Source organism: Mesorhizobium sp. M8A.F.Ca.ET.202.01.1.1 (assembly GCF_004791595.1).
In the GTDB taxonomy this organism is placed as follows: Bacteria; Pseudomonadota; Alphaproteobacteria; order Rhizobiales; family Rhizobiaceae; genus Mesorhizobium.
Window position 1 is genome coordinate 276,889 of record NZ_SRUN01000001.1, and the last position, 24,072, is coordinate 300,960.

Here is a 24,072-nt window from a genome sequence, read left to right on the forward strand (position 1 = left end):
AAGAAATGGCGCCGCGAAAAGTCATCATCACCTGCGCCGTCACCGGTTCGGTGCATACGCCGTCCATGTCGCCCCATCTGCCGGTGACGCCGGACCAGATCGCGGCGGATGCGATCGCGGCCGCCGAGGCCGGGGCCTCGATCCTGCATCTGCATGCCCGCGACCCCAGGGATGGCCGCCCCACCGCCGATCCCGAAGTGTTCATGCAGTTCCTGCCGCGCATCAAGCAGGCGACCGACGCAGTGATCAACATCACCACCGGCGGCTCCTCGCTGATGACATTGGACCAACGGTTGGCGGCACCGCTGCGGGCTGAACCCGAAATGTGTTCGCTCAACATGGGTTCGATGAATTTCGCGCTGTTCCCAATGCTCGACAAGCCAAGGGAATGGCAGCACGAATGGGAGCCGAGGCTGCTCGAAGCAACCCGCGACACCATCTTCAAGAACACCTTTGCCGACATGGAAGGCGTGCTCGAGCGGCTTGGCAAAGGCTGCGGCACCCGCTTCGAGTTCGAGTGTTACGATGTCGGCCACCTCTATTCACTGGCGCATTTCCGCGACCGGGGGCTGGTCTCCGGGCCGCTGTTCATCCAGTTCGTACTTGGCATACTGGGCGGTATCGGCGCCGACCCGGACAATCTCGTCCATATGAAGCGGATCGCCGACAAATTGTTCGGCGACAGCTACCAGTTTTCGGTACTGGCCGCCGGGCGGAGCCAGATGCCGCTGATCTCGATCGCCGCCGCGATGGGCGGAAATGTGCGTGTCGGGCTGGAGGACAGCCTCTACGACGGCCGTCAATTGGCGAAATCCAACGCCGACCAGGTGCGCCGCATCCGTGGCATTCTCGATGGGCTGTCGCTGGAGGTTGCCACACCGGCGGAAGCGCGCGACATGCTGGCGCTCAAGGGCGGCGACCGCGTGGCTTTTTGAGACAAGACCGTGACCAATCCAGCCTCCAATGATGTCCTCCTCCGCCCCGGCACCATCGATGATGTCGAAACCATCCATGCGGCGATCCTGAAACTCGGCACCCATATCGGCGCGCCCGAGGAAATCATCTCGACGGCGGACGATCTCAGAACCTGGGGCTTCGGCGCAAAGCCCGCTTTCTCGACGCTGATCGCCGAAGTGGATCGCGAGTTCGCCGGATTGTGCCTGCATTTCCCGATCTTCTCGACCTGGATGGGGCGGCCTGGCGTCTATGTGCAGGACCTCTATGTCGAAGACCGGTTCCGTGGCCGCAAGATCGGCGAACGCCTGCTGCGCCGCGTGGCGGCGGAATGCCGCAGGGATGGCGGCGTTTATCTGAGGCTGTCCGTCGACACCGACAATGAGGGCGCCAAGGCTTTTTACGAGAGGCTGGGCATTGCCTGGTCGAGCTACGAGCAGACGCAGAAAATCATCGGCGAGGCGTTTTTCGCCTTCGCCGACACGCCGGAAAATGGGGACCAGCTATGAAAGCCTTCTACGCGCAGGAGCAGAAGCGGCACGACCCCAAGGCTTTCCTTTCCAGCGGTGCCGCGCAACCAAATCCTGAAAAACCGGAACGCGTCGAAAGATTATTAGCCGGCGCAAGGTCTGCGGGTTGCACCATCGAAAGACCCGGGAATCATGGGCTCGGCCCGGTCTCCGCCGTGCATACGCCCGAATATCTCGACTTCCTCGAACATATTTTCGAGCGCTGGCAGCGGATCGACGGAGCGTCGGCGGAGGTCATCCCCAATATCCACCCGATCGCCCGCAACGGCTCCTATCCGGCCTCCGCTGTCGGCCAGGCCGGTTATCATATGGCAGACACGGCCTGCCCGATCTCGGGCGAGACATGGCAGAGCGCGCTGTGGAGCGCCTGGAGCGCCGTCGAGGCGGCGGAAACGGTGATGGCAGGCGCTTCCGGCGCCTATGCGCTGTGCCGGCCGCCTGGCCATCACGCTTTTGCCGATGTCGCCGGCGGCTTCTGCTTCATCAACAATTCGGCCGTCGCGGCACAGGTGCTGCGTAGACAGGCGGCCCGCGTGGCGATCCTCGATGTCGACCTGCATCACGGCAACGGCACGCAAGGCATCTTCTATGCGCGGTCCGACGTGTTGACCGTCTCGCTGCATGCCGATCCGGTGCGCTTCTACCCGTTCTTCTGGGGCCATGCCGACGAGCGCGGCGAAGGTCCCGGCCTCGGCTACAATTTCAATCTGCCGCTGCCGCGCAAATCCGCCGATGCGGCGTTTCTGGAAGCGCTCGGCGTGGCGTTCCAGCGCATCCGAGCCTTCTCTCCCGATGTGCTGGTCGTGGCGCTCGGCCTCGACGCGTTCGAGGGCGATCCGTTCGGCGGGCTTTCGGTGACGACGCCAGGCTTCTCGCGCATCGGCGAGGCGATCGCCGGGCTCGACCTGCCGACGGTCATCGTCCAGGAAGGCGGCTATCTCTGCGACGAACTCGGCGACAATCTCACCGCCTTCCTCACCGGTTTTGGCGGCAAGGCGCGCTGAGAGCTCAAGCCCGCGTCAGGACCGTTGCTGCCTGAGCATGGCAATCACCCGGTGCACGCTTTCCAGCGTCTCGTCGATTTCGGACGCCGTGTTGTAATGCGCGATGCCGATGCGCACGACGCCTTGCTCGGCCGGAATGCCGAGCTGGTGGACGATCTCCCAGGCATAGTTGTGACCCGACCACAGGAAGATGTTTTCGGCGTTCATCTGCCGCACGATCGTTTCGGGCACTATGCCGTCCACGGTGAAGGAAACAGTCGGTACGCGATCGCCGAGCCGGTTCGGATCGGTGATGCCATGGATCGCCAGCCCTGAAATATCGGACAGACCATCGATCAACCTTTGCGCCAGCGGGTTTTCATAGGCGATGGAGACTTCGAACGCCTTGGCAATCCTGCGCCTTCTCGATCCACCCTCGCCAGCGCCGAGGTCGGCAAAATAGTCGACCGCCGCGGTGAGGCCGGCCATCAGTTCGATCTGCGGCGTGCCGAGTTCGAAGCGCTCCGGCAGGCCGTTCGAGGAACAGCGACACTTATAGGCCTTCAGGCCTTCGATGACGTCGCGCCGGCCCCACAGGATGCCCATATGCGGGCCGAAGAATTTGTAGGCCGAGCAGATCAAAAAATCGCAGCCGAGCTCCTGCACGTCGATCAGGCCATGCGGCGCGAATTGCACGGCATCGACATAGACCAGCGCTCCGGCCTTTTTTGCAAGTTGGGTCAAGGACTTGACCCGGTTGATCGAGCCGGTGAGATTGCTGGCGTAGTTCAACGCCACCAAGCGTGTCTTCCCAGACAGCAGACCAGCGAGCGTCGCCTCCTCGACCTGCCAGGTCTTTTCGTCGAACGGCAGCCAGCGCACGACGAGGCCGAGGTCCTCGGCCAGTTGCAGCCATGGCGACACATTGCCCTCATGGTCCATGCGGGTGAGGATGATCTCATCGCCTGGCTTCATCGTGCGGCCGAGCGTCCGCGACATGTGAAAGGTCAGCGTCGTCATGTTGGCGCCGATGATGATTTCCTGCGGGCTCGCCGCGCCAAGGAAATCGGCCATCGCCTGGTGCGCCTCGTCAACGACCTGCTGCGCGGCGATCGTCGTTTCGAAATAGCCCCCTAGATTGGCGTTGGTCGTCAAAAGGCAGCGCGAGACCGCATCGGCGACGGCCTGAGGCACCTGCGTCCCGGCAGGATTGTCGAGATAGATGCGCCGGCGCCCTTTGTCGGTCAGCGAGAGAGCGGGAAATTTTCCACGGACGGCCTCGATCGAAAAATCCACCATCGTCTCCACCCCTTTGCTGTTGCTCGACAATTCCGCACCCGGCCGGTCACGGACAGGGATTGCCGACCCGCTGGTGAATGGCGTCCACCGCCTTCTGCATCTCTTCGGTCCAGACGACATCAACCGAGGACAGCGCCATTTCCAGCTGCGAAATAGTTGTCGCGCCGACGATGTTCGATGTGACGAAAGGCCGGCTCGATACATAGGCATTGGCAAACAGCGCCGGCTCCAGGCCGAAAGAGCGCGCCAGTTCATTGTATTCGAGCTGCGCCTCAGCGGCATTGGGCGTCTCATAACGCTGACCGCGGTTGAAGAGCTGCGAGCGCGAGCCCTGCGGGCGGGCGCCGTGATCGTACTTGCCGGTCAAATAACCCTGCGCCAGTGGCGAATAGGCAAGCAGCGACACCCCTTCGCGTTCGCAGACCTCGGCGAGGTTCACCTCGAAGGTGCGGTTGACGAGGTTGTAGGCGTTCTGGATCGAGGCGACGCGCGGACCGATCCCTTTGTCGGCTTCGGCGAGGAAACGCATAACGCCCCACGAACTCTCGTTCGACAGGCCGAAATGGCGGATTTTTCCTGCCTTCACCAGTTCCTCGAATACCGCAAGCGTCTCGGCGATCGGTGTCTCGCCGACTGGCGCGCCGACGGAATCGGCACGTCGCGCCACCGCGCCGACGCGCGTCGGGTTGGCTCCCCATGGGATGTCCCGTTCCGGCCAGTGGATTTGATAAAGGTCGAGATAGTCCGTGCCGAGCTTGGTCAGCGACTTGTCGATGGCATCAAAGATATCGGCCCGCACCAATTGCGAGGGTCGGTCGCCGCGAAACCAGCTGTTGGCGGTACGGCCGACGACCTTTGAGGCAAGGATCACCTTGTCGCGATTGCACTTGGCCTTCATCCAGCTACCGATGATCTTCTCGGTCCGCCCTTGCGTCTCCGCCTTGGGCGGGATCGGGTAGAGTTCGGCGGTGTCGATGAAATTGACGCCACGCGAGAAGGCCAGGTCCATCTGCGCATGACCCTCGGCCTCGGTGTTCTGCTGGCCCCAGGTCATCGAACCGAGGCAAATCTGGGTAACAAGAAGATCGGTCCGGCCGAGACGGCGTTTGTGCATGGAATTCTGCTCCGGAGGGAAAAACATGCGCGGCTGCGCGGGAGGAAACCGCATCTTATAGGAAAAGCGGAGGCGCTCTCCAAGCCTTGCCAGGCCGACTTTTGCGTGAGCAGAGACGGTTAGCGGCGTGCGGCGGCAACGGCGCGGCGCTTGGCCTCGTCGATCAGCATGTTGGCCACTTGCATGCGGATCATCGCGCGTTGGCGCAAATGCGGGGCAACCCGGTCGGGATGGTTGGCAAAAGCAAAGCTGCGGCGCATGCGACCGAAATCGGCAACGCCCTTGGGCTGATTCAGTCCCAGTTCGACCGCAATCGATTCAGGATCAATTGGCGGCAATTCTTCTTCCGGCTTCGGTTCTTCGCCAGCCAGGGCCAGCCTAGCCTGCTCAAGCATGGCAGCAAATTCGCTGGCCAGATCAGCACCAGCCTCGCGATATTCCGCGGCGGATACCTTGATGCGGCCGGAATGGAGTTCATCGGCGACCGAAAGATAGTCGAACGGGATGGATGGGCGCGCGCCGGTCTCGTCGCCCTCGATGCCGTCGCCCTTGTCGGAGGCAACGAAGAGGTCGTCGAGCAACGAAGCGAAATCACGCTTGGCGCTGGTAGCGATGTCAGCCTCCCCCTTGCCTGACTGTCTGGACTACAGAGCATAGAACCGGCTCGTTAAAAATACATGCCACCGGTCTTAACGAATTTAGCCGTTGCGAGGATTGCTATCGAGGATCAATGGCTCCTCGACCAAAAGCCGGACTGCACTTTCATGCAGTCCGGAAATTCGCCAGGAGTGGCGAGGAAAAACTGGCCATGTGCCAGCGTTGAAGCCTACGATTGACGTGGCGCAAGAGTTTCATCAGGCCGAAAAAAAATTTTATGAAAATCATTCGGACATGGCAGGCATGCAAATGCTGCACTGCACAATTGTCACGATTCACGTATATTGTGTGGCGTGGAGGACCAACCAGGAGCCTGAATCATGGGTTTCTTCACGGAAATGTTCGCCCGGCCGCGCCCGCAGGAACATCAGAGATATCGTGCGGCGCTGGCGCTGCTTCATTCGATGAGCAGCGCCGAGCGTGCCGACATCGGCATCAAGCCCGCCGATTTCCCGCGTATCGCGCGCGAAATGTCCATCCGCTAGGCTGCATCCCGCGAGATGTCCCGGATCGATCCAGGACATCTCGAACCTCACGCCTCAACGCGATCCCAGGAACGTCGCCTTGCCCAACGGCACGCCATTGTGGCGAAGAATGTCGTAGGCGGTGGTGAGGTGGAAATAGAAGTTGGGCATGGCCACATGCAGCAGATACTGCATGCCGCTCAATGTGGTTTCCCGGCCCCCCAGCTTCAACTCGATCATCCTGTCATCCGACCCGTCGATATCGGCGGCCGAAAAAGTCGCCAGATGGGCCAGTGTCTTGGCGATCCTCGCTTCGAGATCGGCGAAGCTTGCCTCATTGTCTTCGTATTTCGGCACTTCGCGGCTGGCCAGCCGTGAGGGTGCTCCCTTGGCATGGTCGGTGGCGATCTGCACCTGCCGAGCCAAAGCGAACATGTCGGGCGCAAGCCGCGCCGTCAAAAACACCTGCGGGTCGATCTTGCGGTCAAGCGCGTTTTGTTCGGCTGCCGCGAGCACATTGGAAAGTGCTTTCAGCCTGGCTGAAAACACGGGCACGGATGCCTCATACATCGATATCGTCACGTCAGATCTCCTGTCCGGCAGGAACGCCGGCGGGAGGACGTAGCGCCCTCAAGCACGATTCTTCAAGGTGCAGCCGCACTGCGTCACCACGTCGCCGCAATCGCCATGGTAGAATCTTCGTTATCGAGCGGAGATTCCCGATGAGACGCGCCCTTCTCGCAGCGACAGCCCTTCTCCCCCTTGCCACGACAGCTCAGACGGCATTGGCCGCCAGCGATACGCCCGAAGCGCCTTACGTCGATGATCGCTCGAGCGCCGATGCGGTCGTCCACTCGCTCTATAGCGCCATTAACCGGCATGAATTCGCCCGCGCCTGGGGCTACTACGGCGATACAAAGCCGGCAAAGGATTTTGATACGTTCGTCAAAGGCTATGACGGCACCGATACGGTGGAGGTCAAGACCGGTCCGATTTCGGACGAGGGCGCGGCGGGCAGCATCTATTACAATGTCCCGGTCGCCATCCAGGCAACTGACAAGAAGGGCGAAGCGAAGGTCTTCGCCGGCTGCTACACGCTGCGCCAGGTCAATGCCCAGATCCAGGAGCCGCCCTTCCAGCCGATCTTTATCGACAAGGGAGCGCTGAAGCCCTCCACCGCCGATTTCGACAATGCGGTACCGCCAAGCTGCGGCGACGGTCCGCCGCCGCCGAAGAAGGATGCCGCACTGGAACAAGCCAAGAACGCCTTCCTGGCGACCTATGGCGACCAGTGCGACAAGCAACTCCTGGCCAATGAGCCGGAGGTCTTTTCGATCAAATACAAGGACAAGAATGCTCAGCCGGGCGACCCGGACAAGGAAACGCGCCTGTTCCACTTCTCCTGCTCGGCCGCCGCCTACAATGAAAGCTCTATCTACTACATGACCGATGAGGTGGTCGGCGTCCGGCAATTGCAGTTCGCCGAGCCGGAGACGGACATACGCTACGAGAACAACGACAGCGAAGGCAAGCTGTTGAGCGTGACGGTGATCGGCTTCCAGACCACGGGGTGGGCGGTCAATTCCGACTATGACCAGGACACCCACACGATCACCACCTTCAACAAATGGCGGGGCGTCGGCGATGCCTCGGATTCCGGGACCTACCTGTTCCGCAACGGCGATTTCTCGCTGGTCCAGTATGACGTCGATGCGTCCTATGACGGCGAGGAGAATCCGCAGACCATCGTCGACTACAACACCGCGCCCTGAGCCGCACCGATCAGGGCGCCTTGGACAGCATCCAGTTCAGCGTGCCGCGCCAGTCGACCATGCGGATCGGCGTGCCATGCGTGCCGGTCTCGAAGCGGACGAAGCGGGTCGGATAGGTCTTCGACCTGGCTAGGATGGAGCGGAAGAACGCTTCCTGGTTGGCCACGGGAAAGACCACGTCATGGCTGCCCTGGCCGAAGAACACTGGCACGCGACGCTTGAAGGCGGGGCTAGCGAGAAAGCTCTCGTCCCACAGCGATCCGAGCAGCAGCAATCCATTGATGCGCCCGCCCGTATCCTTGCGGGCGGCAAGCTTCCAGCACAGCGCACCGCCCATCGAGCCGCAGGCGACGAAGATTTTCGCGCCCGGGGACTGTTCGGCATAATGGTCGATCAGGGCCGCGACCAGTGCTGCGCCCTTGTCCCCGAAATCAGGAAAATCCGGAGAGATATAGAGCCCGCCATTGCCGGCCATCAGGTTCTTGAGGCGGTTGAAATTGCCGCCGAAGGTGAAGTCGTCGATGCCTTGCTTGCGGCTGCCACCCTGCCCGTGCAGATAGAGCACGATGACGGCGGCCCCTTGCGTCTTGCCGACGGCGACATGCCTGACATCGCCGGCGTCCGTCTTCAGCATCAGATCCTGCTGCGTCTTGCGCACGCCGGTGTCGGCATACTGGGCATGCACGCGCTTTTCCGGCACCTCGTCACGCTGGTTGATGTCGCGCATTTCACGGTAGTCGAGGACCGTGTAGGCACCATTTGTGTCGGATGAGAGCGTCGCCGGATAGGCGAAGAGATCGTCCTTGAAGGGGTTTAATTCGAGTGCATTGGCGTGGGCGGCGGAAAACAGGAAAAGCAAGGCCGTGAGGGCAGCGCGGCACGCCCCCCTCTGGCCTGCCGGCCATCTCCCCCTCAAGGGGGGAGATTGGACACGCGTTCGGCTTTCGCCATGCTCCAAAGTTGCACGGTGGACACCGTCATCGAAACTGCTGATCTCCCCCCTAGAGGGGGAGATGGCCGGCAGGCCAGAGGGGGGTAGAAGCGCAAACGCTGGTGAACTGAAAAACATCACTCAGGCATGCGTAATTCGGCTCGGGTTTGTCAATCCTGCAGCACGCCGCCCGCGCCTTCGAGAGCCTCTCGGGTGTCAACGTCGACGGACGCGCCCTCGCCGATCTCGACATCGATGACATCGAGCCCCTCGGCCTCGACCAGATGACGTGCGCCGGTATCGCCTTCGAGATGGCCGACGGCCGCGAACAGCGAACGCGGCAGAAGCACCGGATTGCCGCGTTTGCCTTCATGCGAGGCGCGAACCACTGAGTTGCCGCCGGCCTTGCGGAACGCATCGATCAGCCGGTCGAGGTCATCGGATGCGACGCCCGGCATGTCCCCAAGAACGATCATCGCACCCGCGACGTCTTGAGGCAGATAGGCAATTCCGGCCTTCAGGGAGGTCGACAGGCCATCGGCAAAGTCGGGATTGTCGGCGAAGGTGACGTCGAGGCCCGACAGTGCGGCGCGCACCCGCTCGCGCTGATGGCCGGTGACGACGATCGTGCACGAAGCCTTCGAAGCGAGCGCGCGTTCGGTGGTGCGGCGCACCAGCGGCTGGCCGTCGAACAGCGCCATCAGCTTGTTCGGTCCACCCATGCGGCTCGACCGGCCCGCCGCCAGAAGCACGATTGCAACCTTGAGCCGGTTTTTGGCCGGCAGCGGCTCGCGCGGCTGCGGCCGCGTCGGTATCTCCATCAGCAGGCCGCCGACGCCCATGCCGGCGATGTCGCCCGCCGTGACATCGAGGCCCGCAATCAACCGGTCGAGCACCCAATCGAAGCCGTTCTCCTTGGGGCTGCGGGCACAGCCAGGCGCGCCGATGACGCGCTTGCCGCCGAGTGTGCCGAGCACCAACAGATTGCCGGGATCGACCGGCATGCCGGCACGGACAACAATCCCCCCGGCCCTCTCGATCGCCGCCGGAACGACATCGGCGAAATCGCTCATGGCGGAAGCGCCGAAGATCACCACCATGTCGTTGTCGCGCGCGAGCGCGATGGCGGCCTCGGCGACAGGGCCGATCTCATGCGGCGTGCGGCGCTCCGCCGTCAGCCTGCCGCCCGAGCGCGCGAGCCGGGCTTCGGTGACGCGCAAGGTCTTGTCGAGCACACCGGGCTTGGTGCCCGGCAGCACCGTCTGGATGACGCCGACACGCACCGGCCGATAGGCGTTGACTGCGAAGATTTCGCCGCCTGCGCAGATCTTCATCACGGCGTCGACCAGCGATGAGGCGACCGCGAAGGGGATGATCTTCACCGTCGCAACCATCTGACCCTTCTCGACCGCCGCATGCTGAGCCAGCGTGGCGATGGTGATGGCCGGATCGACGGCATTGATGGCGTCGATGACAGCGGCCTTGACCGTGAAGATACCGGCCGCCTTGGCGTGAAGATTGACCCGACCCGTGGCGGCGGGCCTTGCCTCGATGCCGCCAAAGGTCATGCTCTGCGCAATCGTTTGCGCGGCGGCGTCCTCGCCGAGATCGTCGGAGGCCAGCACGGCGGCGACAACCTGCAGGATACCCGCCCCTTTGAGCGTGGAGACATCTTCGGCGCTCAACCTGTGCGCCTTGCGAAACCGCCTTTCGCCGGCGGTGGTGGCATGGGCCAGCACAGCCCCCTCGGCCTGATCGATCGGAACCGGCCCGAATTTCACGCCGCGGCGCCCTTTGCTTCGAGGCCGCGCGAGCGGAAGGCATGGATGGTCTGCGCGAGAATGGCGACGGCGATCTCGGCGGGGCTTGCCGCCCCAATGTCCAGCCCGATCGGCGCGTGGATACGCGCGATCTGGTCGGCACTCGCGCCCAGCGCCAGCAGGCGCTCGACGCGCTTGGCGTGCGTCTTGCGGCTGCCGAGCGCCCCGACATAGAAACAGTTGGCGTCGAGTGCCGCCTTCAGCGCGAAATCATCGATCTTCGGGTCATGGGTGACGGCGGCGAGCGCGGTGTAAGCGTCGAGCGGCTGGCGCTCCAGCACATCCTGCGGCCAGTCCGCATGCAAGGCGACATCGGGAAAACGGTCTGATGTGGCAAAGGCGGTGCGCGGATCGATGATCTCCAGCGGATAGCCGGCGATCCGGGCCATCGGCGCAAGCGCCTGGCTGATATGGACGGCGCCGATCACCACAAGGCGCGGCCGCGGCAGATGCGCATTGAGAAAGAAGGTCCGACCTTCCGCCTCGACGGAGCCGGAATTGCCGGATCGAAACGCCTTGGCGATCGCCACTCCGAGATCGCCGGCGACGTTGTCCCCCTCGCGCACGATACGGTCGCGACCATCACCGAGATCGGTGACGAGGATCGCCGCGCGGCGGGCGCGCCGCTCGGCATTGAGCGTTTTCAGCGCATAGGGATCCATCCGAGGTCAGCCCAATCGCTCAACATAAACCTTGATGCGGCCGCCACAGGACAGGCCCACCTGCCAGGCCGTCTCATCGGCGACGCCGAACTCAAGCATCCTGGCCTTGCCGGAGCCGATGACGTCGACCGCCTCGGTCACGACGGCGCCCTCGACGCAGCCGCCCGAAACCGAACCGTGGAAATTGCCATCGGCATCGATGACAAGGTGGCTGCCGACCGGACGCGGCGCCGAACCCCAGGTCTCGACCACGGTCGCGATGGCGACATCCTTGCCGTCCTTCATCCAGGCTTCCGCGATGATCAGCGGGTCGCGGGCCTCATCGAGATAGATGCTGTCGCTCATCGTTGCTTCTCTCAGGGTCTGTTTTTTCAAGGAGCCGGGAAACATATGGCTATGCGGCGTGCCTGGCGCCAGCATCCATCCACCGCCGCGGATCGACCGAAAGCGCCGATTTCTTGTCCAGCGAGGCGCAGAGATCGGCGAGCGCGTCGAGATTGTGCACCGAGCGGAATTCGTCGACATGCGGCAGCATCGCCTTCACACCGCGGGGCCGCGCCTGAAAACCGTCGAAGCGCAGCAAAGGGTTCAGCCAGATCAGCCGCCGGCAGGATTTGTGCAGCCGCTCCATCTCTTCCGACAAGCCCACGACATCGTCACGCTCCAGCCCGTCGGTGATCAGAAGCACCACGGCGCCCTGCCCCAGCACGCGCCGCGACCATACAAGGTTGAACTCGGCCAGCGTATCGCCGATGCGCGTGCCGCCGGACCAGTCCTTGACCGCCGCCGAACAGTCGGCAAGGGCGGCATCGGGATCGCGGTGGCGCATCTGCCGGGTGAGATTGGTCAGCCGCGTGCCGAAGACAAAGGTATGCACGCGCCGGCGCTTTTCCGTCAGCGCATGCAGGAAATGCAGGAAGATGCGCGTGTACTGGCTCATCGAACCGGAAATGTCGGCCAGCACCACCAGAGGCGGGTGGACTTCGCGGACCGAGCGGAATTTCGGCAGGATCAATTCACCGCCGGTGCGCGCGGCCGCGCGCATCATGGCGCGCGGATCAATGCGGCGGCCGTGCGCATCGGCCTTGAAGCGCCTGGTCCGCACCATCTCCACGGGCAGCCGCAACGCCGCGATCGCCTTCCTGGCATCGGCCATCTCGGCTGCGTTCATCTGCGCGAAATCCTTGCCCCGCAACAGCTCGTTGCCGGAGAAAGTGAAGCGGGCATCGACTTCGATCTCCGGGATTTCCCGAGGCGGCTGGTTCTTCTGGTGACCCTCGAACATCGCCTGACTGACACGGCTTTCAGCCGCGCGCGGCTTCTGCTTCTGCCTGACGTCAGGCGCCACCGGCGAAAACATCGCCAGCAGCTTCTCGATCAGTTCGCGCGATTTCCAGAACAGCCTGAAGGCTTCGTCGAAGATGGCATGATCCTCGTGCCGGGACACCAGCACGGCGTGCAGCGTCCAGTAGAAATCATCGCGCGAGCCGATGCCGGAGACGAGTACCGCCTCGATGGCGTCCTTGACCGAGGCTGGCCCGACCCGCATGCCGGCCTTGCGCAAGGTGCGGGCGAAATAGACGATGTTGTCGGCGATCCGGCCGTCGGCCGTCGCCTCTCTTGGGTCGGGACGCGGCGTGTTCACTCTTGCTACTCCGCCGCCGCGAGCTCGGCCTTGACCTCGTCGAGAATGCGCCGGCCCTCGCCCGAGCCGATGCGAGCAATGTCGTCCTGGTATTTCAGCAACACGCCGATCGTATCGGACACGGTCTCCGGATCGAGCGCCACCTTGTCGAGTTCGGTCAGCGCCCCGGCCCAGTCGATAGTCTCGGCGACGCCCGGCACCTTGAACAGTTCGATCTGGCGCAGCTTCTGGATGAAGGAGACCACTTCAGCGGAAAGCCGCTGGTTGGCCCGTGGCACCTTGCGGCGCACGATCTCCAGCTCTCGTTCCGCATCGGGATAATCGACCCAGTGGTAGAGGCAGCGCCGCTTCAGCGCGTCGTGGATCTCGCGTGTGCGGTTGGTGGTGATGATGACGATCGGCGGCTCTTCCGCCTTGATGGTGCCGAGTTCAGGCACCGTCACTTGGAAGTCGGAGAGGATTTCGAGCAGGAAGGCTTCGAACGCTTCATCGGTGCGGTCGAGCTCGTCGATCAGGAAGACCGGGGCCGCACCCGTCTTTCCGGTCAGCGCATCGAGCACCGGCCGACGGATCAGGTATTTTTCGGAAAAGACGTTGCGCTCCATGGCGGAGCGCTCGACCTTGCCGGCCGCCTCCTCCATGCGAATCTCGATCATCTGCGCGGCGTAATTCCATTCATAGACGGCCGAGGAGACATCGAGCCCCTCATAGCACTGCAGGCGGATCAGCCGGCGGCCGAGCGCCTCTGCCAACACCTTGGCGATCTCGGTCTTGCCGACGCCGGCCTCGCCCTCGAGGAAAAGCGGCCGTTTCATGCGCAGCGACAGGAAAAGCACCGTTGCCAGCGACCGGTCCGCGACATAGTCCGCTCCGGTCAGGAGATCGAGCGTTTCGTCGATCGTCCCCGGCACGGGGCGCGGTTTCAAGTCGCTCATTCCTTCTCCGTAGGTACGGCCGCCCCACTTTCCAGAACGTGGTAGCCGCGTGCGTGGTAAATCAGCGGCCGCAAATTATCGCCCATACGCAGGCCTGTCACCTTGCCAAAAAGCACACGATGGGTGGCCAGGTCTTTGGTATCGATCAACTCGCAGTCGAACACGGCGAGCGCGCCCTTCAATGTCGGCGCACCAGTGGAAATGACATCCCATTCGCCGAGCGCGAAACGCTCTTCGACCGGCAACCCAGTCATGCCGGAGAATCCAATCGACAGCGGCTCCTGGTGCGAAGCCAGCGTGTTCAGGGCAAATTTGCCGTTCTTCACGAACAGCTCATTCTTGGCATTTTCACGATTGAGGCAGACCAGGATGGTCGGCGGCGTGTCCGACACCGAACAGGCCGCGATCACCGTCGCCCCGCGCTTGCCGGCGGGCCCATCGGTGGTCACCACATGGACGTGACCGGCAAAATGGCTCATCGCGTCGCGATAGGCTTGCGGTCCAATATCGTTCTTCTTCAGCACTGGAAGTTTCCGTGGCCATTGTTCGCCTGACATATATGGCCAGACATCACATGCCACAAGCGAAGTGCTTGGCCCATATCCCGAATTCGCGTGTTGCACCAAGGCCGGACAGCCTTTAGGTCTTGGCGGGAATTGGTGCCCACGCGACGTCGCGGGCTTGGAGGGACGGTTCGGCAGGATGGGATCCGGGGCAACGATATCCATCGCACTGGCCTGGCTGTTGCTGACCGGTGCCGCTGGCGCACAGACGCTCACGATCGGGGTCGCCGCGCCCCTGTCGGGACCGTCGGCCATCCTCGGCAAGCAGATCGAGGCTGGCGCCGAACTCGCCGCGGAGGCGGACGGCGTCCAGCTCAAGACCGTGGATGACGCCTGCACCGGCGACGGCGGCGCCGCAGCGGCAAGGGAGTTCGCGGCAGCCAAGGTCAATGTCGTGATCGGCTTTCTCTGCACGGAGGCGATCGAAGCGGCGATGCCTGTCCTGAAGGACGCCAACATCCCGGTCATCACCGTCGGCGTGCGAACCGAAAGCCTGACCGACCGCCGCGCCAAGACCGGCTGGCCGGTCTATCGCCTCGGGCCGCGCGGCGATGACGAGCGCAACGCCGTCGCCTCTAACCTGACCCGCCTGTGGCGTGATGAATTGTTCGCCATCATCGACGACGGCACCATCTATGGCCGCGAGATCGCCGAGACATTTCGCGCCGCGGCGGAGCAGGCAGCGTTGAAACCGGTCTTCGTCGACACGTTCCGGCCGCAGCTCGACAACCAGATCGGCCTGATCGGACGGCTGAAGAAGGCTGGCGCCACGCATGTCTTTGCCGGCGGCGACGGTGACGACATCGCCATCATGGGGCGCGATGCCGCCCAGCTCCAGGCCGGCATCGTCCTTGCCGGCGGCGAAAACCTGCGCACGCCGCCCGGTGACGTGCCCTATGCATCCGGTACGCTGATGATCGCCCAGCCGGAATGGGCGGATATCGCGAGCCCTAAAGTGCTGGAGAGCTTCGCCGCGCGAAAGATCGTGCCGGACGGCTATACCTTGCCAGGCTATGCCGCAGTTGAGATCGCCAAGGCGGCGGCAGCCTTGTCCGAAAGCTCCGGCAAGCCGCTGACCGACGCACTCACCGGGCATGATTTCACCACGGCGATCGGGCCGGTCCGCTTCGACGCCAAGGGCGACCTCAGCCGGAGCCCCTACCGTGTCTTCCGCTTCGACGGCACCCGCTTCGTGCCCTTGGAAAACAACTGATGTTCCGCACCGGCCCGCGCAATCTCATATCGGACGTTGCCGGCCTGCGCGTCGGCAACGCTTCCGATGCCAGGCTGAAGTCCGGCGTGACGACCGTGCTTTGCGACGAGCCGGCGGTGGCGGGTGTCCAGATCCTGGGCGGCGCGCCCGGCACCCGCGAGACGGATTTGCTGGAACCGCACAATTCCGTCGAGACAATCCATGCCGTTGTGCTGTCGGGCGGTTCGGCTTTCGGCCTCGATGCCGCGTCCGGCGTGCAGGCCGCGCTGCGCGAGCGCGGCATCGGCCTCGAGGTGGGCGGCTTCCGGGTGCCGATCGTGCCAGCGGCGATCCTATTCGACCTGCGCAATGGCGGCGACAAGGACTGGGGCCGTTATCCGCCCTATCGCGACCTCGGCTACGAGTCGGTGCAGGCTGCCGCTGCCGATTTCCTGCTTGGCACGGCCGGCGCCGGCACCGGCGCACTGACTTCGGGCCTGAAGGGCGGCCTTGGCTCCGCCTCGACGCTGCTGGACAATGGCATCACCATCGGCGCGCTGGCCGCCGTCAACCCGACCGGCTCTGTAACCGTTGGCCGCACCCGCCATTTCTGGGCGGCGCCCTTCGAAATCGGCGATGAATTCGGCGGGCTCGGCTATCCCTCGCCCATGCCCGAAGACGCCAAGCGGATCTTGCTGAAATACCGCGACAAGGAACACGGGCGGCAGATGGAAACCGGCGGCAACACGACCATCGCCGTCATCGCGACGGACGCGGTCCTCACCAAGGCCGCCGCGAAACGCCTGGCGATTGCGGCGCATGACGGCTTCGTGCGCGCCATCTGGCCGACCCATACGCCGGCCGACGGCGATCTGGTGTTCGCGTTGGCGACCGGCAAGAGCGGGATCGAACTCACCACCGACGCCGCGGTCGACCTCTACGCCGTGGCCGGCGCGACCATGGCACGCGCCATCAGCCGCGGGGTGTTTGCCGCGACGCCAGCCGATAATGATTTGTTCCCCGTCTGGTCGTCGCGCCCGGGCTAAGGCCTTCGATCAAACCGGATCGGATTTCTCTTCCTCGAACGTCACCGCGACATCGGAATTCGCCGACAGCCAAACCTTCTTGCCATCGACCTCGGCAACCAGGGCCAGGGAAATATAATGATGATGGCCCTTGTGAGCGCCCTCGCCGCTATCGGCCTTGGTCAGCTTGATGCGCTGGCCATCGACCTTGTCGACCGTGCCTATATGCACGCCATCGGCGCCGACGACTTCCATGTGCTCACGAATTTTGCTGGTGTCGGTCATGGTAGCTTCTCCATTGGGGATTGCCGACAATAACAAATGACGAGCGGATTGGATGCATCGGCTTTGGTCCGCACGACGTTTTGATTTCGTCGTGCTAGGGATTGAAACGATCACGGCTGCCGGGGTGAAAACGATGCGAATGCTTTTCCTGTTTGCCGTTTCCCTGGCAGCGCAGCTCGCGGCGTCGATCGCCGCCCAGGCCGGCGATGTCGCGGAACTTGAAATTCTCGGCTTCACCCGGGATGGCAGCGTCTTCGCCTTCGAGGAATACGGCGTCCAGGACGGGTCGGGCTTTCCCTATGCCAACCGCTATTACATCGACACAAGCAGCGACAGCTTTCTCAAGGGCACGCCGATCAGGGTCCGGCTCGACGATGAGAATGCAACGCTCGACGCTGCCCGCGTCCAGGCCCGGCAAAAGGGCGAAGCCATTGTCGGCCAGGCCGAGCTGAATGCCAATCGCGGCATCACCGCCGGTTTCAACCCGGTGACCGAGCTTTCAGCCGATCCGCATCGCATGGCGGTCAATCCGAGGCCGATCTTCTCCCCGGTCGATCAGCCGCTCGAGTTCCGGTTGGACGAGATCGGCATGAACAACATCGAAGGCTGCGACAGCCAGGGCGAGATCAATGGCTTTCGTCTGCTGCGAATCGAGGCGCAGGATGGCGGCACCACCAAATTGCTGCACGAGGACAAGGCGATCCCCAAGAGCCGGGGCTGCCCGAACGGCTACCGCATCGGCGCGGTGCAGACATTCTCAATGGACAGCCTCAGCGCCTATGCGGTTCTGATCGCGGTGCGCCAATATGGTTTCGAGGGGCCGGACTTTCGCTGGATCGCCGTGACCGGCCGCCTGTGACAGGGCTTGTCCGACCCGTCAGGAGCAATCGCGCCCTGCGCCGCCTTCGCGACGCGATGCCGAGACCGCGCGCAGCGCTTCTCGGCGCCCTGCTGTGGGCAGCCGCGATGGGCGCCAGCGCACTCGTCAACCTGTTTCTGGACAATTGGGTGACGCCGGGCAAGATCCGCACAGTGTCGCTGCTGTTCGCCGCAGGCGGCGCCTTGGCGTTTCCGGTTGGCCTGTTCGCGGCGCGGCTGGTCTCGCTCGGAAGAGGCTCCGAGGTCGCCTTCGCCGCGGCATTGGTGTGCCTCGCCGCGGCGACGATTGGCCTGACCGCCGGGCTGTATGCGCTGCAGTACCGGTCCTATTATGCCGAATGGCATGCGCCCGCATTCACCCTCACCTGGGGCTTTCAGCTTGCCTTCACGGTGGCGGTGGCGTCCTACCAGTTCGTGGTGCTGGGCATCCGGCTCTATTTTCCGCTTGGTTTTGTCGCCTTGTTCGCTGCCGGCATCTGGTTTGCGCGGCATCAGCGTTGAGCATTTGGTCCACCTCTGGTAGGAGGCGGGCCAACCTGGAGCGGTTCAGCGTTTGATAGAATCGCCGATCCGCTCTAACTTTTTCTTTTTCGCAATTCCGGACGGAAAACCGCTGCGCACTTTTCCTGGAATTGCTTTAGACACATCAGGACAGACCGATGATCCCTCGCTACTCCCGGCCGGAAATGGTCGCCATCTGGTCGCCCGAAACCCGGTTTCGCATCTGGTTCGAAATCGAGGCCCATGCCTGCGACGCGCTGGCCGAACTGGGCGTCATCCCCAAGGAAGCGGCCAAAACCATCTGGGAAAAGGGAAGTGCTGCGGAATTCGACGTCGAGAAGATCGACGCGATCGAGCGCGTCACCAAGCATGACGTCATCGCCTTCCTCACCCATCTTGCCGAATTCGTCGGACCCGATGCGCGCTTCATCCATCAGGGCATGACGTCATCTGATGTGCTCGACACCTGCTTTGCGGTGCAACTCACCCGTGCCAGCGACATTCTGCTCGCCGACATCGATGCGTTGCTTGCAGCGCTCAAGCGCCGCGCCTTCGAGCACAAGGACACCGTCACAATCGGCCGCAGCCACGGCATCCATGCCGAGCCGACCACCTTCGGTATCAAGCTGGCGCAGGCCTATGCCGAATTCTCGCGCTGCCGCGAGAGGCTGGTGCACGCGCGCGAAGACATTGCCACCTGTGCGATTTCAGGGGCGGTCGGCACCTTTGCCAACATCGAGCCCTATGTCGAGGAACATGTAGCCCAAAAGCTGGGACTGAAGCCGGAACCGGTATCAACGCAAGTGATCCCGCGCGACCGCCACGCCATGTTCTTCGCCACGCTCGGCGTCATTGCCTCCTCGATCGAGCGGCTGGCGATCGAAGTCCGGCATCTGCAGCGCACCGAAGTGCTGGAAGCGGAAGAGTTTTTTTCGCCGGGCCAGAAGGGCTCGTCGGCGATGCCGCACAAACGCAATCCGGTGCTGACCGAAAACCTCACCGGCCTCGCCCGCATGGTGCGCTCCATGGCGTTGCCGGCGATGGAGAACGTGGCCCTTTGGCACGAACGCGACATTTCGCATTCGTCGGTCGAGCGCATGATCGGCCCGGACGCCACCGTGACGCTCGATTTCGCGCTGTCACGTCTGACCAGCGTCGTCGACAAACTCGTCGTCTATCCCGAGAACATGCTGAACAACATGAACAAGTTCCGAGGACTGGTGCATTCCCAGCGCGTGATGCTGGCGTTGACGCAGGCCGGCCTGTCGCGCGAGGACTCCTACCGGCTGGTGCAGCGCAACGCCATGAAAGTATGGGAACAAGGCGCTGATTTCCTTGAGGAACTTCTGGCCGACAAGGAAGTGACCGCAGCGCTGCCAGAGGCGCAAATCCGCGAGAAATTCGACCTAGGTTATCACACCAAGCACGTCGACACGATTTTCAAGCGTGTGTTCGGGGAGGCGTGAGCTTTCCTTCTCCCCGTTCACGGGGAGAAGGTGCCGGCAGGCGGATGAGGGGCAGCGCCAACTTCGACGGGTAAAGCTACTCATCGCATTGTGTCAGAAGCGATAACCTTGCAACCTCGGCGCCGCCCCTCATTGCCCTGCCGGGCATTTCTCCCCGTAAACGGGGAGAAAGAAGCTGTGTTGACGCCAATCACGCCTTGCCAGGAACAGTCCTGATCACCGTGCCCCAGGGGTCCTCACGGGTCGTTTCACTCGCCACATTGTCCGAGCGCATTTCGACCCAGGCGAGGCCCGAACGAGACGGGTCGCGGCGACCGGCGCCGGCGCTCTGCCAGGCATTGGCGCCGATGTGGTGGTGGTAATGGCCTGACGACAGGAACACCGCCTGGCCGCCATATTTGGCGACCGTGTCGAAGCCGAATTCCTGGTTCCACCAGGCTTCGGCCTCTTCCGGCCTGCCGACGCGGAGGTGGACGTGGCCGACAATGCTGTTTTCCGGCGCGCCCTGCCAGCCCGCATCGCCGGCCGGCACTTCGGCAACGACAGAAGGAATGTTCATCCGCTCGGTCGCCATGGCGATCTTGTCGCCGCTCCATTTCCAGTCCTGCGGGCGGCGATCGGCATAGATCTCGATGCCATTGCCCTCGGGATCGGTCAGATACAGCGCTTCGCTGACCAGATGATCCGAAGCCCCCTCGATGGCGATCTTGTCTGATATGGCGTGGTTGATCCAACGGCCGAGATCGGCGCGGCTTGGCAGCAGGAAAGCCGTGTGGAAGAGGCCGGCGCTGCGCGGATTGTCCGGCTTGGCGGACGCGTCCGGCTCAAGAACCAGCAGCGGACGGTTGGCAGCGCCGAGCGTGATCGCGCCATCGGCACGGCTCAGTTCCTGCAGGCCGACAACCCGGCGGTAATAGGCCGCGAGGCTTTCGGCATCACGCGCCTTCAGCCCGACCCGGGCGACGCTCACCGGCGTGGTGGCGGCAAATGGCAGTTCGCTCATCATTGTCTCCGTTGCGGCGACGTTTCGCGAAGCTCCCAAAGCCAGGAGCCCGCCGCCACCAATCATTGTACGTCGTGTCAGCACCAAAATCCCGGCCCTCCACGGCTGTTTCTTTCCCCACAGAGATCGTCGATCGCCATCGTTCACACAAGACGGCGAAAAGCGAACATGGTGTTCACCATTGCGTGCAAAGAGCGCAGCCATCAACGGTTGCATGAGACAATCGCGCTCGCTATCTCAGCGCCATGAAAGTCAAAGACGCAGATATCCTGATCATTCCCGGATACACCAATTCCGGACCCGAGCATTGGCAGACCCGCTGGCAATCGAAGCTGTCGACCGCGCGCCGTGTGGAGCAGGCCGAATGGTCGAAGCCGGTGCGCGAGGACTGGACGGCGAGCGTCGCCAAGGCGGTCAACGAGGCCGAGAGACCTGTCGTTCTCGTCGCTCACTCACTGGGAGTGGCCGCGGCCGTACAGGCCATTCCGAAATTTCAGAAGCCGGTCGCCGGCGCCTTCTTCGTGGCACCGCCCGACGTCGCCAATGCCAAGATCAAGCCGAGGCATCTGATGACCTTCGGCCCCTATCCGCGCGAGCCGCTGCCATTTCCCTCCATCGTGATCGCCAGCCGCAACGATCCCTTCTGCCCCTTCGATGTCGCCGAGGACATCGCCGGCGCCTGGGGCTCGCTGTTCATCGACGCCGGCGAGACCGGTCATCTCAGCGAGGATTCAGGCTTTGGCCCGTGGCCCGAGGGATCGATGACCTTCGCCAAGTTCCTGACGGACCTGAAGGCTTAGCGTCCGTGGTCGCGCTGCATCAGGCGCCGATGGAATCCTTGATGCCCTTGAGCAGGGTCTTTGCCCCCAGCGAAATCAGCGCATGCTCGGAGCCCGTGGCGAGCAGGCGGTAGCCCATCGACACGACGCGGCCGGCGATAGCGGGTTCGACGACGTAGATCGCCGCATGCTTGCCGGCCTTGCGGGTGCGCTCGGCAACCGAGGCCACTGTCTCCATCATGCTTTCGAGCGTCGAGTTGACTGTCGCGCCGTTCGACCAGGCGATCGAGAAATCCGATGGGCCGAGGAAGATGCCGTCGATGCCGGGGGTATCCAGTATGCCGTCAAGCGCATCGAGCGCCGCGCGCGTCTCGACCATCGCAAAAGCCATGGTGCGCTGATTGGTGTCGCGCAGCCATTCGGCATAGTCGCCCTTGCCATGACGGGGAAAGGCATAGGTCGGGCCCCACGAGCGCTCTCCGAGCGGCGGATATTTCATGGCGGCGGCGAACAGCTTGGCATCGGCCACCGAGTTGACCATCGGGGCAATGACCGCTTCGGCGCCGAAATCGAGGGCACGGCTGGCCATGTCGAAACGGCCAACAGGGATGCGCACCAGCGCTGGCTTGCCCAGGGCCAGTACCGGCGCCAGGCCGCGCAGGACGCTGTCCTCGTGATGGCCGCCATGCTGCATGTCGAGTGTGACGGCATCGAAGTCCTGCCTGGCGAGGATCTCCACGGTCAAGGCGTCCGGCACGCCAGACCAGGCGGTGACCAGCGTTTCATCTGCGGCAAGACGGGACTTCAGGGACATCTAATCTCTTTCCTTATTGACGTCGCCAGTTTCAGCCGGAAACCGCCGCAAAGGCAAAGAAAAACCGCCCGGATCGGCCGGGCGGTCGATTGGTCCAGTAAGAGGCCGATCAGGTATTCCTGATCTGCTCGATCGCCTGCGCCATCAGTTCGTCCATGGTGCGGCGGATCTGATGATCGGACTGCTCCACGCCTGCAGCGTCGAAATCCTTGCGGATCTTGCGGAACACGTCATGGTCGCCGGCTTCCTCGATGTCGGAAACAACAACTTCCTTGGCGTAGGCGTCGGCGTCGGAACCGGATTTTCCGAGCTTTTCGGCGGCCCACAGACCAAGCGCCTTGTTGCGCCGCGCCGAAGCCTTGAACCGAAGCTCCTCGTCGAATGCAAATTTGCGCTCGAAGCCCTCTTCGCGGTCTTTCATGCTGCTCATGGCGTCCCTCCGGGTCAAATCCGATTCGTTGGCAGGTGAATATGTGTGTTGCCGAAGCACAAACCAAAAGGTCGCGGGCCGGTCAATATGCTTCGTCATATGCTGCGCTGCGGCATTTCAGTCCCGAAAGCGGTTGATTCGAAGGATTTGCCGATTGAGCAAACGATGTGATTGGGATAGACCCGGCATTGAACGTCACCGTCGCCGCGCTAATTCAGGCGGACGGACAGGAAGTGGTCCCTTACCGCCTGCCCGCAAATCCAGAGAAAAATTCAAATGAAAAATCGCCGCCGCATTTATGAAGGCAAGGCCAAGATCCTCTATGAGGGACCCGAGCCGGGCACGCTGATCCAGTTCTTCAAGGACGACGCCACCGCGTTCAACAAGAAGAAGCACGAGGTCATCGACGGCAAAGGCGTGCTCAACAACCGCATTTCCGAATACATTTTCAATCATTTGAACCGCATGGGCATTCCGACCCACTTCATCCGCCGGCTCAACATGCGCGAGCAGCTGATCAAGGAAGTCGAGATCATCCCGCTCGAAGTGGTGGTGCGCAATGTCGCCGCCGGTTCGCTGTCCAAGCGCCTCGGCATCGAGGAAGGCACCGTCCTGCCGCGCTCGATCATCGAATTCTACTACAAGGCCGACGCGCTCGACGATCCGATGGTTTCGGAAGAGCACATCACGGCGTTCGGCTGGGCAAGCCCGCAAGAGATCGACGACGTCATGGCGCTTGCCATCCGGGTCAACGATTTCCTCTCCGGCCTGTTCATGGGCGTCGGCATCCAGCTCGTCGACTTCAAGATCGAGTGCGGCCGCCTGTTCGAGGGCGACATGATGCGCATCGTCGTGGCCGACGAGATTTCGCCGGACTCCTGCCGCTTGTGGGACGTGGCGACGCAGGACAAGCTCGACAAGGACCGTTTCCGCCGTGACATGGGCGGCCTCGTCGAGGCCTATCAGGAAGTCGCCCGCCGCCTCGGCATCATGAACGAGAACGAGCCGCCGCGTCCTACCGGCCCGGTGCTGGTCGCCTCGACCGACGGCCTCAAAGGCAAGCCGCACTGATTGCGGCTTGCAACCCGACATTCAGAACAGGAGCATGTCCAGCGTGATCAAGGCCCGCATTACCGTCACCCTCAAGAATGGCGTTCTGGACCCGCAAGGCAAGGCAATCGAACACGCGCTGTCGGGGCTGGGATTCGATGGCGTCGGCGCGGTGCGGCAAGGCAAGGTGTTCGACGTCGAACTGGCGGAAAGCGACAGGGCCAAGGCTGAAGCCGATTTGAAGGCCATGTGCGACAAGCTGCTGGCGAATACGGTGATCGAGAATTATAGTGTGACACTTACCTGAGGTTGTGTCGGA

General features: G+C 62.9%; 28 protein-coding genes. 13 read left to right on the top strand and 15 right to left on the bottom strand.

The annotated features are described in order from the left end of the window. The first annotated feature begins 5 nt into the window (after positions 1–5). The 3 genes from EN845_RS01620 to EN845_RS01630 are packed head-to-tail and all read left to right on the top strand — an operon-like array spanning position 6 to position 2,488. On the top strand, positions 6–935 hold the full coding sequence (locus tag EN845_RS01620; RefSeq protein ID WP_127869537.1) for a 3-keto-5-aminohexanoate cleavage protein: 930 nt from the start codon (positions 6–8) through the stop codon (positions 933–935). 9 nt (positions 936–944) lie between these two features. Continuing rightward, positions 945–1,463, top strand: coding sequence for a GNAT family N-acetyltransferase (locus EN845_RS01625; RefSeq protein WP_127869538.1), 519 nt, complete (start codon positions 945–947; stop codon positions 1,461–1,463). Further along, positions 1,460–2,488, top strand: a complete 1,029-nt coding sequence (locus EN845_RS01630; RefSeq protein ID WP_127869539.1) for a histone deacetylase family protein — start codon at positions 1,460–1,462, stop codon at positions 2,486–2,488. The genes EN845_RS01625 and EN845_RS01630 overlap by 4 nt, the downstream gene beginning before the upstream one ends. 15 nt (positions 2,489–2,503) lie before the next feature. Here EN845_RS01630 and EN845_RS01635 read toward each other — a convergent pair whose 3' ends face one another. The 3 genes from EN845_RS01635 to EN845_RS01645 form a co-directional block, all read right to left on the bottom strand. After that, positions 2,504–3,766, bottom strand: a complete 1,263-nt coding sequence (locus tag EN845_RS01635; protein WP_167531218.1) for a cysteine desulfurase-like protein — start codon at positions 3,764–3,766, stop codon at positions 2,504–2,506. A 46-nt stretch (positions 3,767–3,812) separates the two neighbouring features. Beyond that, positions 3,813–4,880 (bottom strand): aldo/keto reductase, encoded by a 1,068-nt coding sequence (locus EN845_RS01640; RefSeq protein ID WP_127869540.1) that lies wholly within the window; start codon positions 4,878–4,880, stop codon positions 3,813–3,815. 119 nt (positions 4,881–4,999) lie between these two features. Further along, positions 5,000–5,461 carry a hypothetical protein gene (locus EN845_RS01645; protein ID WP_127869541.1) on the bottom strand — a complete coding sequence of 154 codons (462 nt, stop codon included), beginning with the start codon at positions 5,459–5,461 and terminating at the stop codon, positions 5,000–5,002. A gap of 396 nt (positions 5,462–5,857) precedes the next feature. On the opposite strand from EN845_RS01645, the gene EN845_RS01650 reads away from it, so the two are divergent. Next, positions 5,858–6,022 carry a hypothetical protein gene (locus EN845_RS01650; RefSeq protein WP_127280965.1) on the top strand — a complete coding sequence of 55 codons (165 nt, stop codon included), beginning with the start codon at positions 5,858–5,860 and terminating at the stop codon, positions 6,020–6,022. Positions 6,023–6,076: 54 nt separating this feature from the next. On the opposite strand, the gene EN845_RS01655 is transcribed toward EN845_RS01650, so the two are convergent. Continuing rightward, positions 6,077–6,583: a DUF1993 family protein gene (locus EN845_RS01655; protein WP_127869542.1), complete on the bottom strand. Its 507-nt coding sequence runs from the start codon at positions 6,581–6,583 to the stop codon at positions 6,077–6,079. Between the two features lie 140 nt (positions 6,584–6,723). Between EN845_RS01655 and EN845_RS01660 the strand changes: the two genes are divergently transcribed. After that, positions 6,724–7,773 carry a DUF1176 domain-containing protein gene (locus tag EN845_RS01660; protein ID WP_127869543.1) on the top strand — a complete coding sequence of 350 codons (1,050 nt, stop codon included), beginning with the start codon at positions 6,724–6,726 and terminating at the stop codon, positions 7,771–7,773. Between the two features lie 10 nt (positions 7,774–7,783). Here the strand turns inward: EN845_RS01660 and EN845_RS01665 are convergent, their stop codons facing one another. The 7 genes from EN845_RS01665 to EN845_RS01700 form a co-directional block, all read right to left on the bottom strand. Beyond that, a complete protein-coding gene (locus tag EN845_RS01665) occupies positions 7,784–8,632 on the bottom strand; it encodes an alpha/beta hydrolase (RefSeq protein ID WP_127869544.1) in 849 nt (282 codons plus the stop codon). Positions 8,633–8,874: 242 nt separating this feature from the next. Next, positions 8,875–10,485, bottom strand: a complete 1,611-nt coding sequence (locus EN845_RS01675; RefSeq protein WP_127869545.1) for a molybdopterin-binding/glycosyltransferase family 2 protein — start codon at positions 10,483–10,485, stop codon at positions 8,875–8,877. Further along, entirely contained in the window at positions 10,482–11,186 is a 705-nt protein-coding gene (locus EN845_RS01680) for an XdhC family protein (RefSeq protein WP_127869546.1), read from the bottom strand. Before EN845_RS01680 ends, EN845_RS01675 begins: the two co-directional genes overlap by 4 nt. A gap of 6 nt (positions 11,187–11,192) precedes the next feature. Further along, positions 11,193–11,531 carry an XdhC family protein gene (locus EN845_RS01685; protein WP_127280086.1) on the bottom strand — a complete coding sequence of 113 codons (339 nt, stop codon included), beginning with the start codon at positions 11,529–11,531 and terminating at the stop codon, positions 11,193–11,195. Positions 11,532–11,580: 49 nt separating this feature from the next. Further along, positions 11,581–12,831 (bottom strand): VWA domain-containing protein, encoded by a 1,251-nt coding sequence (locus EN845_RS01690; RefSeq protein ID WP_127869547.1) that lies wholly within the window; start codon positions 12,829–12,831, stop codon positions 11,581–11,583. A 5-nt stretch (positions 12,832–12,836) separates the two neighbouring features. Then, the gene (locus tag EN845_RS01695; protein ID WP_127869548.1) at positions 12,837–13,766 is read right to left on the bottom strand and encodes a MoxR family ATPase; all 930 of its coding nucleotides are present in this window, start codon (positions 13,764–13,766) and stop codon (positions 12,837–12,839) included. Further along, positions 13,763–14,290, bottom strand: coding sequence for a flavin reductase (locus EN845_RS01700; RefSeq protein ID WP_127869549.1), 528 nt, complete (start codon positions 14,288–14,290; stop codon positions 13,763–13,765). Before EN845_RS01700 ends, EN845_RS01695 begins: the two co-directional genes overlap by 4 nt. Before the next feature lie 178 nt (positions 14,291–14,468). Between EN845_RS01700 and EN845_RS01705 the strand changes: the two genes are divergently transcribed. Then, positions 14,469–15,542 (top strand): ABC transporter substrate-binding protein, encoded by a 1,074-nt coding sequence (locus EN845_RS01705; protein ID WP_127869550.1) that lies wholly within the window; start codon positions 14,469–14,471, stop codon positions 15,540–15,542. Beyond that, entirely contained in the window at positions 15,542–16,567 is a 1,026-nt protein-coding gene (locus EN845_RS01710; protein ID WP_127869551.1) for a P1 family peptidase, read from the top strand. The genes EN845_RS01705 and EN845_RS01710 overlap by 1 nt, the downstream gene beginning before the upstream one ends. Positions 16,568–16,576: 9 nt before the next feature. Here EN845_RS01710 and EN845_RS01715 read toward each other — a convergent pair whose 3' ends face one another. Then, a complete protein-coding gene (locus EN845_RS01715) occupies positions 16,577–16,831 on the bottom strand; it encodes a DUF2171 domain-containing protein (RefSeq protein WP_023773164.1) in 255 nt (84 codons plus the stop codon). Between the two features lie 133 nt (positions 16,832–16,964). Here EN845_RS01715 and EN845_RS01720 point away from each other — a divergent pair, with 133 nt between their 5' ends. From EN845_RS01720 to purB, 3 genes are all read left to right on the top strand, one after another. Further along, positions 16,965–17,690 (top strand): DUF2259 domain-containing protein, encoded by a 726-nt coding sequence (locus EN845_RS01720; protein ID WP_127869552.1) that lies wholly within the window; start codon positions 16,965–16,967, stop codon positions 17,688–17,690. 56 nt (positions 17,691–17,746) lie between these two features. Then, positions 17,747–18,211, top strand: a complete 465-nt coding sequence (locus tag EN845_RS01725; RefSeq protein ID WP_167531217.1) for a hypothetical protein — start codon at positions 17,747–17,749, stop codon at positions 18,209–18,211. Between the two features lie 158 nt (positions 18,212–18,369). After that, positions 18,370–19,677: an adenylosuccinate lyase gene (gene purB / locus EN845_RS01730; RefSeq protein ID WP_127279377.1), complete on the top strand. Its 1,308-nt coding sequence runs from the start codon at positions 18,370–18,372 to the stop codon at positions 19,675–19,677. A 190-nt stretch (positions 19,678–19,867) separates the two neighbouring features. Here the strand turns inward: purB and EN845_RS01735 are convergent, their stop codons facing one another. After that, positions 19,868–20,680 (bottom strand): VOC family protein, encoded by an 813-nt coding sequence (locus EN845_RS01735; protein ID WP_127869553.1) that lies wholly within the window; start codon positions 20,678–20,680, stop codon positions 19,868–19,870. 245 nt (positions 20,681–20,925) lie between these two features. On the opposite strand from EN845_RS01735, the gene EN845_RS01740 reads away from it, so the two are divergent. Next, complete coding sequence (locus EN845_RS01740) at positions 20,926–21,480, top strand: alpha/beta hydrolase (RefSeq protein WP_127280660.1); 555 nt, start codon at positions 20,926–20,928, stop codon at positions 21,478–21,480. A 19-nt stretch (positions 21,481–21,499) separates the two neighbouring features. Here EN845_RS01740 and EN845_RS01745 read toward each other — a convergent pair whose 3' ends face one another. Together EN845_RS01745 and EN845_RS01750 are read right to left on the bottom strand one after the other, a co-directional pair. Then, a complete protein-coding gene (locus EN845_RS01745; RefSeq protein ID WP_127280659.1) occupies positions 21,500–22,273 on the bottom strand; it encodes an HpcH/HpaI aldolase/citrate lyase family protein in 774 nt (257 codons plus the stop codon). Positions 22,274–22,382: 109 nt separating this feature from the next. Further along, entirely contained in the window at positions 22,383–22,703 is a 321-nt protein-coding gene (locus EN845_RS01750; protein ID WP_127280658.1) for a DUF1476 domain-containing protein, read from the bottom strand. A gap of 276 nt (positions 22,704–22,979) precedes the next feature. Here EN845_RS01750 and purC point away from each other — a divergent pair, with 276 nt between their 5' ends. Together purC and purS are read left to right on the top strand one after the other, a co-directional pair. Next, positions 22,980–23,774: a phosphoribosylaminoimidazolesuccinocarboxamide synthase gene (purC, locus tag EN845_RS01755; RefSeq protein WP_013532127.1), complete on the top strand. Its 795-nt coding sequence runs from the start codon at positions 22,980–22,982 to the stop codon at positions 23,772–23,774. Between the two features lie 43 nt (positions 23,775–23,817). Then, entirely contained in the window at positions 23,818–24,060 is a 243-nt protein-coding gene (gene purS / locus EN845_RS01760) for a phosphoribosylformylglycinamidine synthase subunit PurS (protein ID WP_127280770.1), read from the top strand. Positions 24,061–24,072: the final 12 nt, after the last annotated feature.

Excerpts from the sequence above, each read along its gene's own strand:
- EN845_RS01620 (WP_127869537.1), top strand. The coding sequence starts at position 6 with ATGGCGCCGCGAAAAGTCATCATCACCTGCGCCGTCACCGGTTCGGTG.
- EN845_RS01630 (WP_127869539.1), top strand. The coding sequence starts at position 1,460 with ATGAAAGCCTTCTACGCGCAGGAGCAGAAGCGGCACGACCCCAAGGCT.
- EN845_RS01635 (WP_167531218.1), bottom strand. The coding sequence starts at position 3,766 with ATGGTGGATTTTTCGATCGAGGCCGTCCGTGGAAAATTTCCCGCTCTC.
- EN845_RS01640 (WP_127869540.1), bottom strand. The coding sequence starts at position 4,880 with ATGCACAAACGCCGTCTCGGCCGGACCGATCTTCTTGTTACCCAGATT.
- EN845_RS01650 (WP_127280965.1), top strand. The coding sequence starts at position 5,858 with ATGGGTTTCTTCACGGAAATGTTCGCCCGGCCGCGCCCGCAGGAACAT.
- EN845_RS01660 (WP_127869543.1), top strand. The coding sequence starts at position 6,724 with ATGAGACGCGCCCTTCTCGCAGCGACAGCCCTTCTCCCCCTTGCCACG.
- EN845_RS01680 (WP_127869546.1), bottom strand. The coding sequence starts at position 11,186 with ATGGATCCCTATGCGCTGAAAACGCTCAATGCCGAGCGGCGCGCCCGC.
- EN845_RS01685 (WP_127280086.1), bottom strand. The coding sequence starts at position 11,531 with ATGAGCGACAGCATCTATCTCGATGAGGCCCGCGACCCGCTGATCATC.
- EN845_RS01695 (WP_127869548.1), bottom strand. The coding sequence starts at position 13,766 with ATGAGCGACTTGAAACCGCGCCCCGTGCCGGGGACGATCGACGAAACG.
- EN845_RS01705 (WP_127869550.1), top strand. The coding sequence starts at position 14,469 with ATGGGATCCGGGGCAACGATATCCATCGCACTGGCCTGGCTGTTGCTG.
- EN845_RS01710 (WP_127869551.1), top strand. The coding sequence starts at position 15,542 with ATGTTCCGCACCGGCCCGCGCAATCTCATATCGGACGTTGCCGGCCTG.
- EN845_RS01715 (WP_023773164.1), bottom strand. The coding sequence starts at position 16,831 with ATGACCGACACCAGCAAAATTCGTGAGCACATGGAAGTCGTCGGCGCC.
- EN845_RS01720 (WP_127869552.1), top strand. The coding sequence starts at position 16,965 with ATGCGAATGCTTTTCCTGTTTGCCGTTTCCCTGGCAGCGCAGCTCGCG.
- EN845_RS01725 (WP_167531217.1), top strand. The coding sequence starts at position 17,747 with ATGCCGAGACCGCGCGCAGCGCTTCTCGGCGCCCTGCTGTGGGCAGCC.
- purB (WP_127279377.1), top strand. The coding sequence starts at position 18,370 with ATGATCCCTCGCTACTCCCGGCCGGAAATGGTCGCCATCTGGTCGCCC.
- EN845_RS01735 (WP_127869553.1), bottom strand. The coding sequence starts at position 20,680 with ATGAGCGAACTGCCATTTGCCGCCACCACGCCGGTGAGCGTCGCCCGG.
- EN845_RS01740 (WP_127280660.1), top strand. The coding sequence starts at position 20,926 with ATGAAAGTCAAAGACGCAGATATCCTGATCATTCCCGGATACACCAAT.
- EN845_RS01745 (WP_127280659.1), bottom strand. The coding sequence starts at position 22,273 with ATGTCCCTGAAGTCCCGTCTTGCCGCAGATGAAACGCTGGTCACCGCC.
- EN845_RS01750 (WP_127280658.1), bottom strand. The coding sequence starts at position 22,703 with ATGAGCAGCATGAAAGACCGCGAAGAGGGCTTCGAGCGCAAATTTGCA.
- purC (WP_013532127.1), top strand. The coding sequence starts at position 22,980 with ATGAAAAATCGCCGCCGCATTTATGAAGGCAAGGCCAAGATCCTCTAT.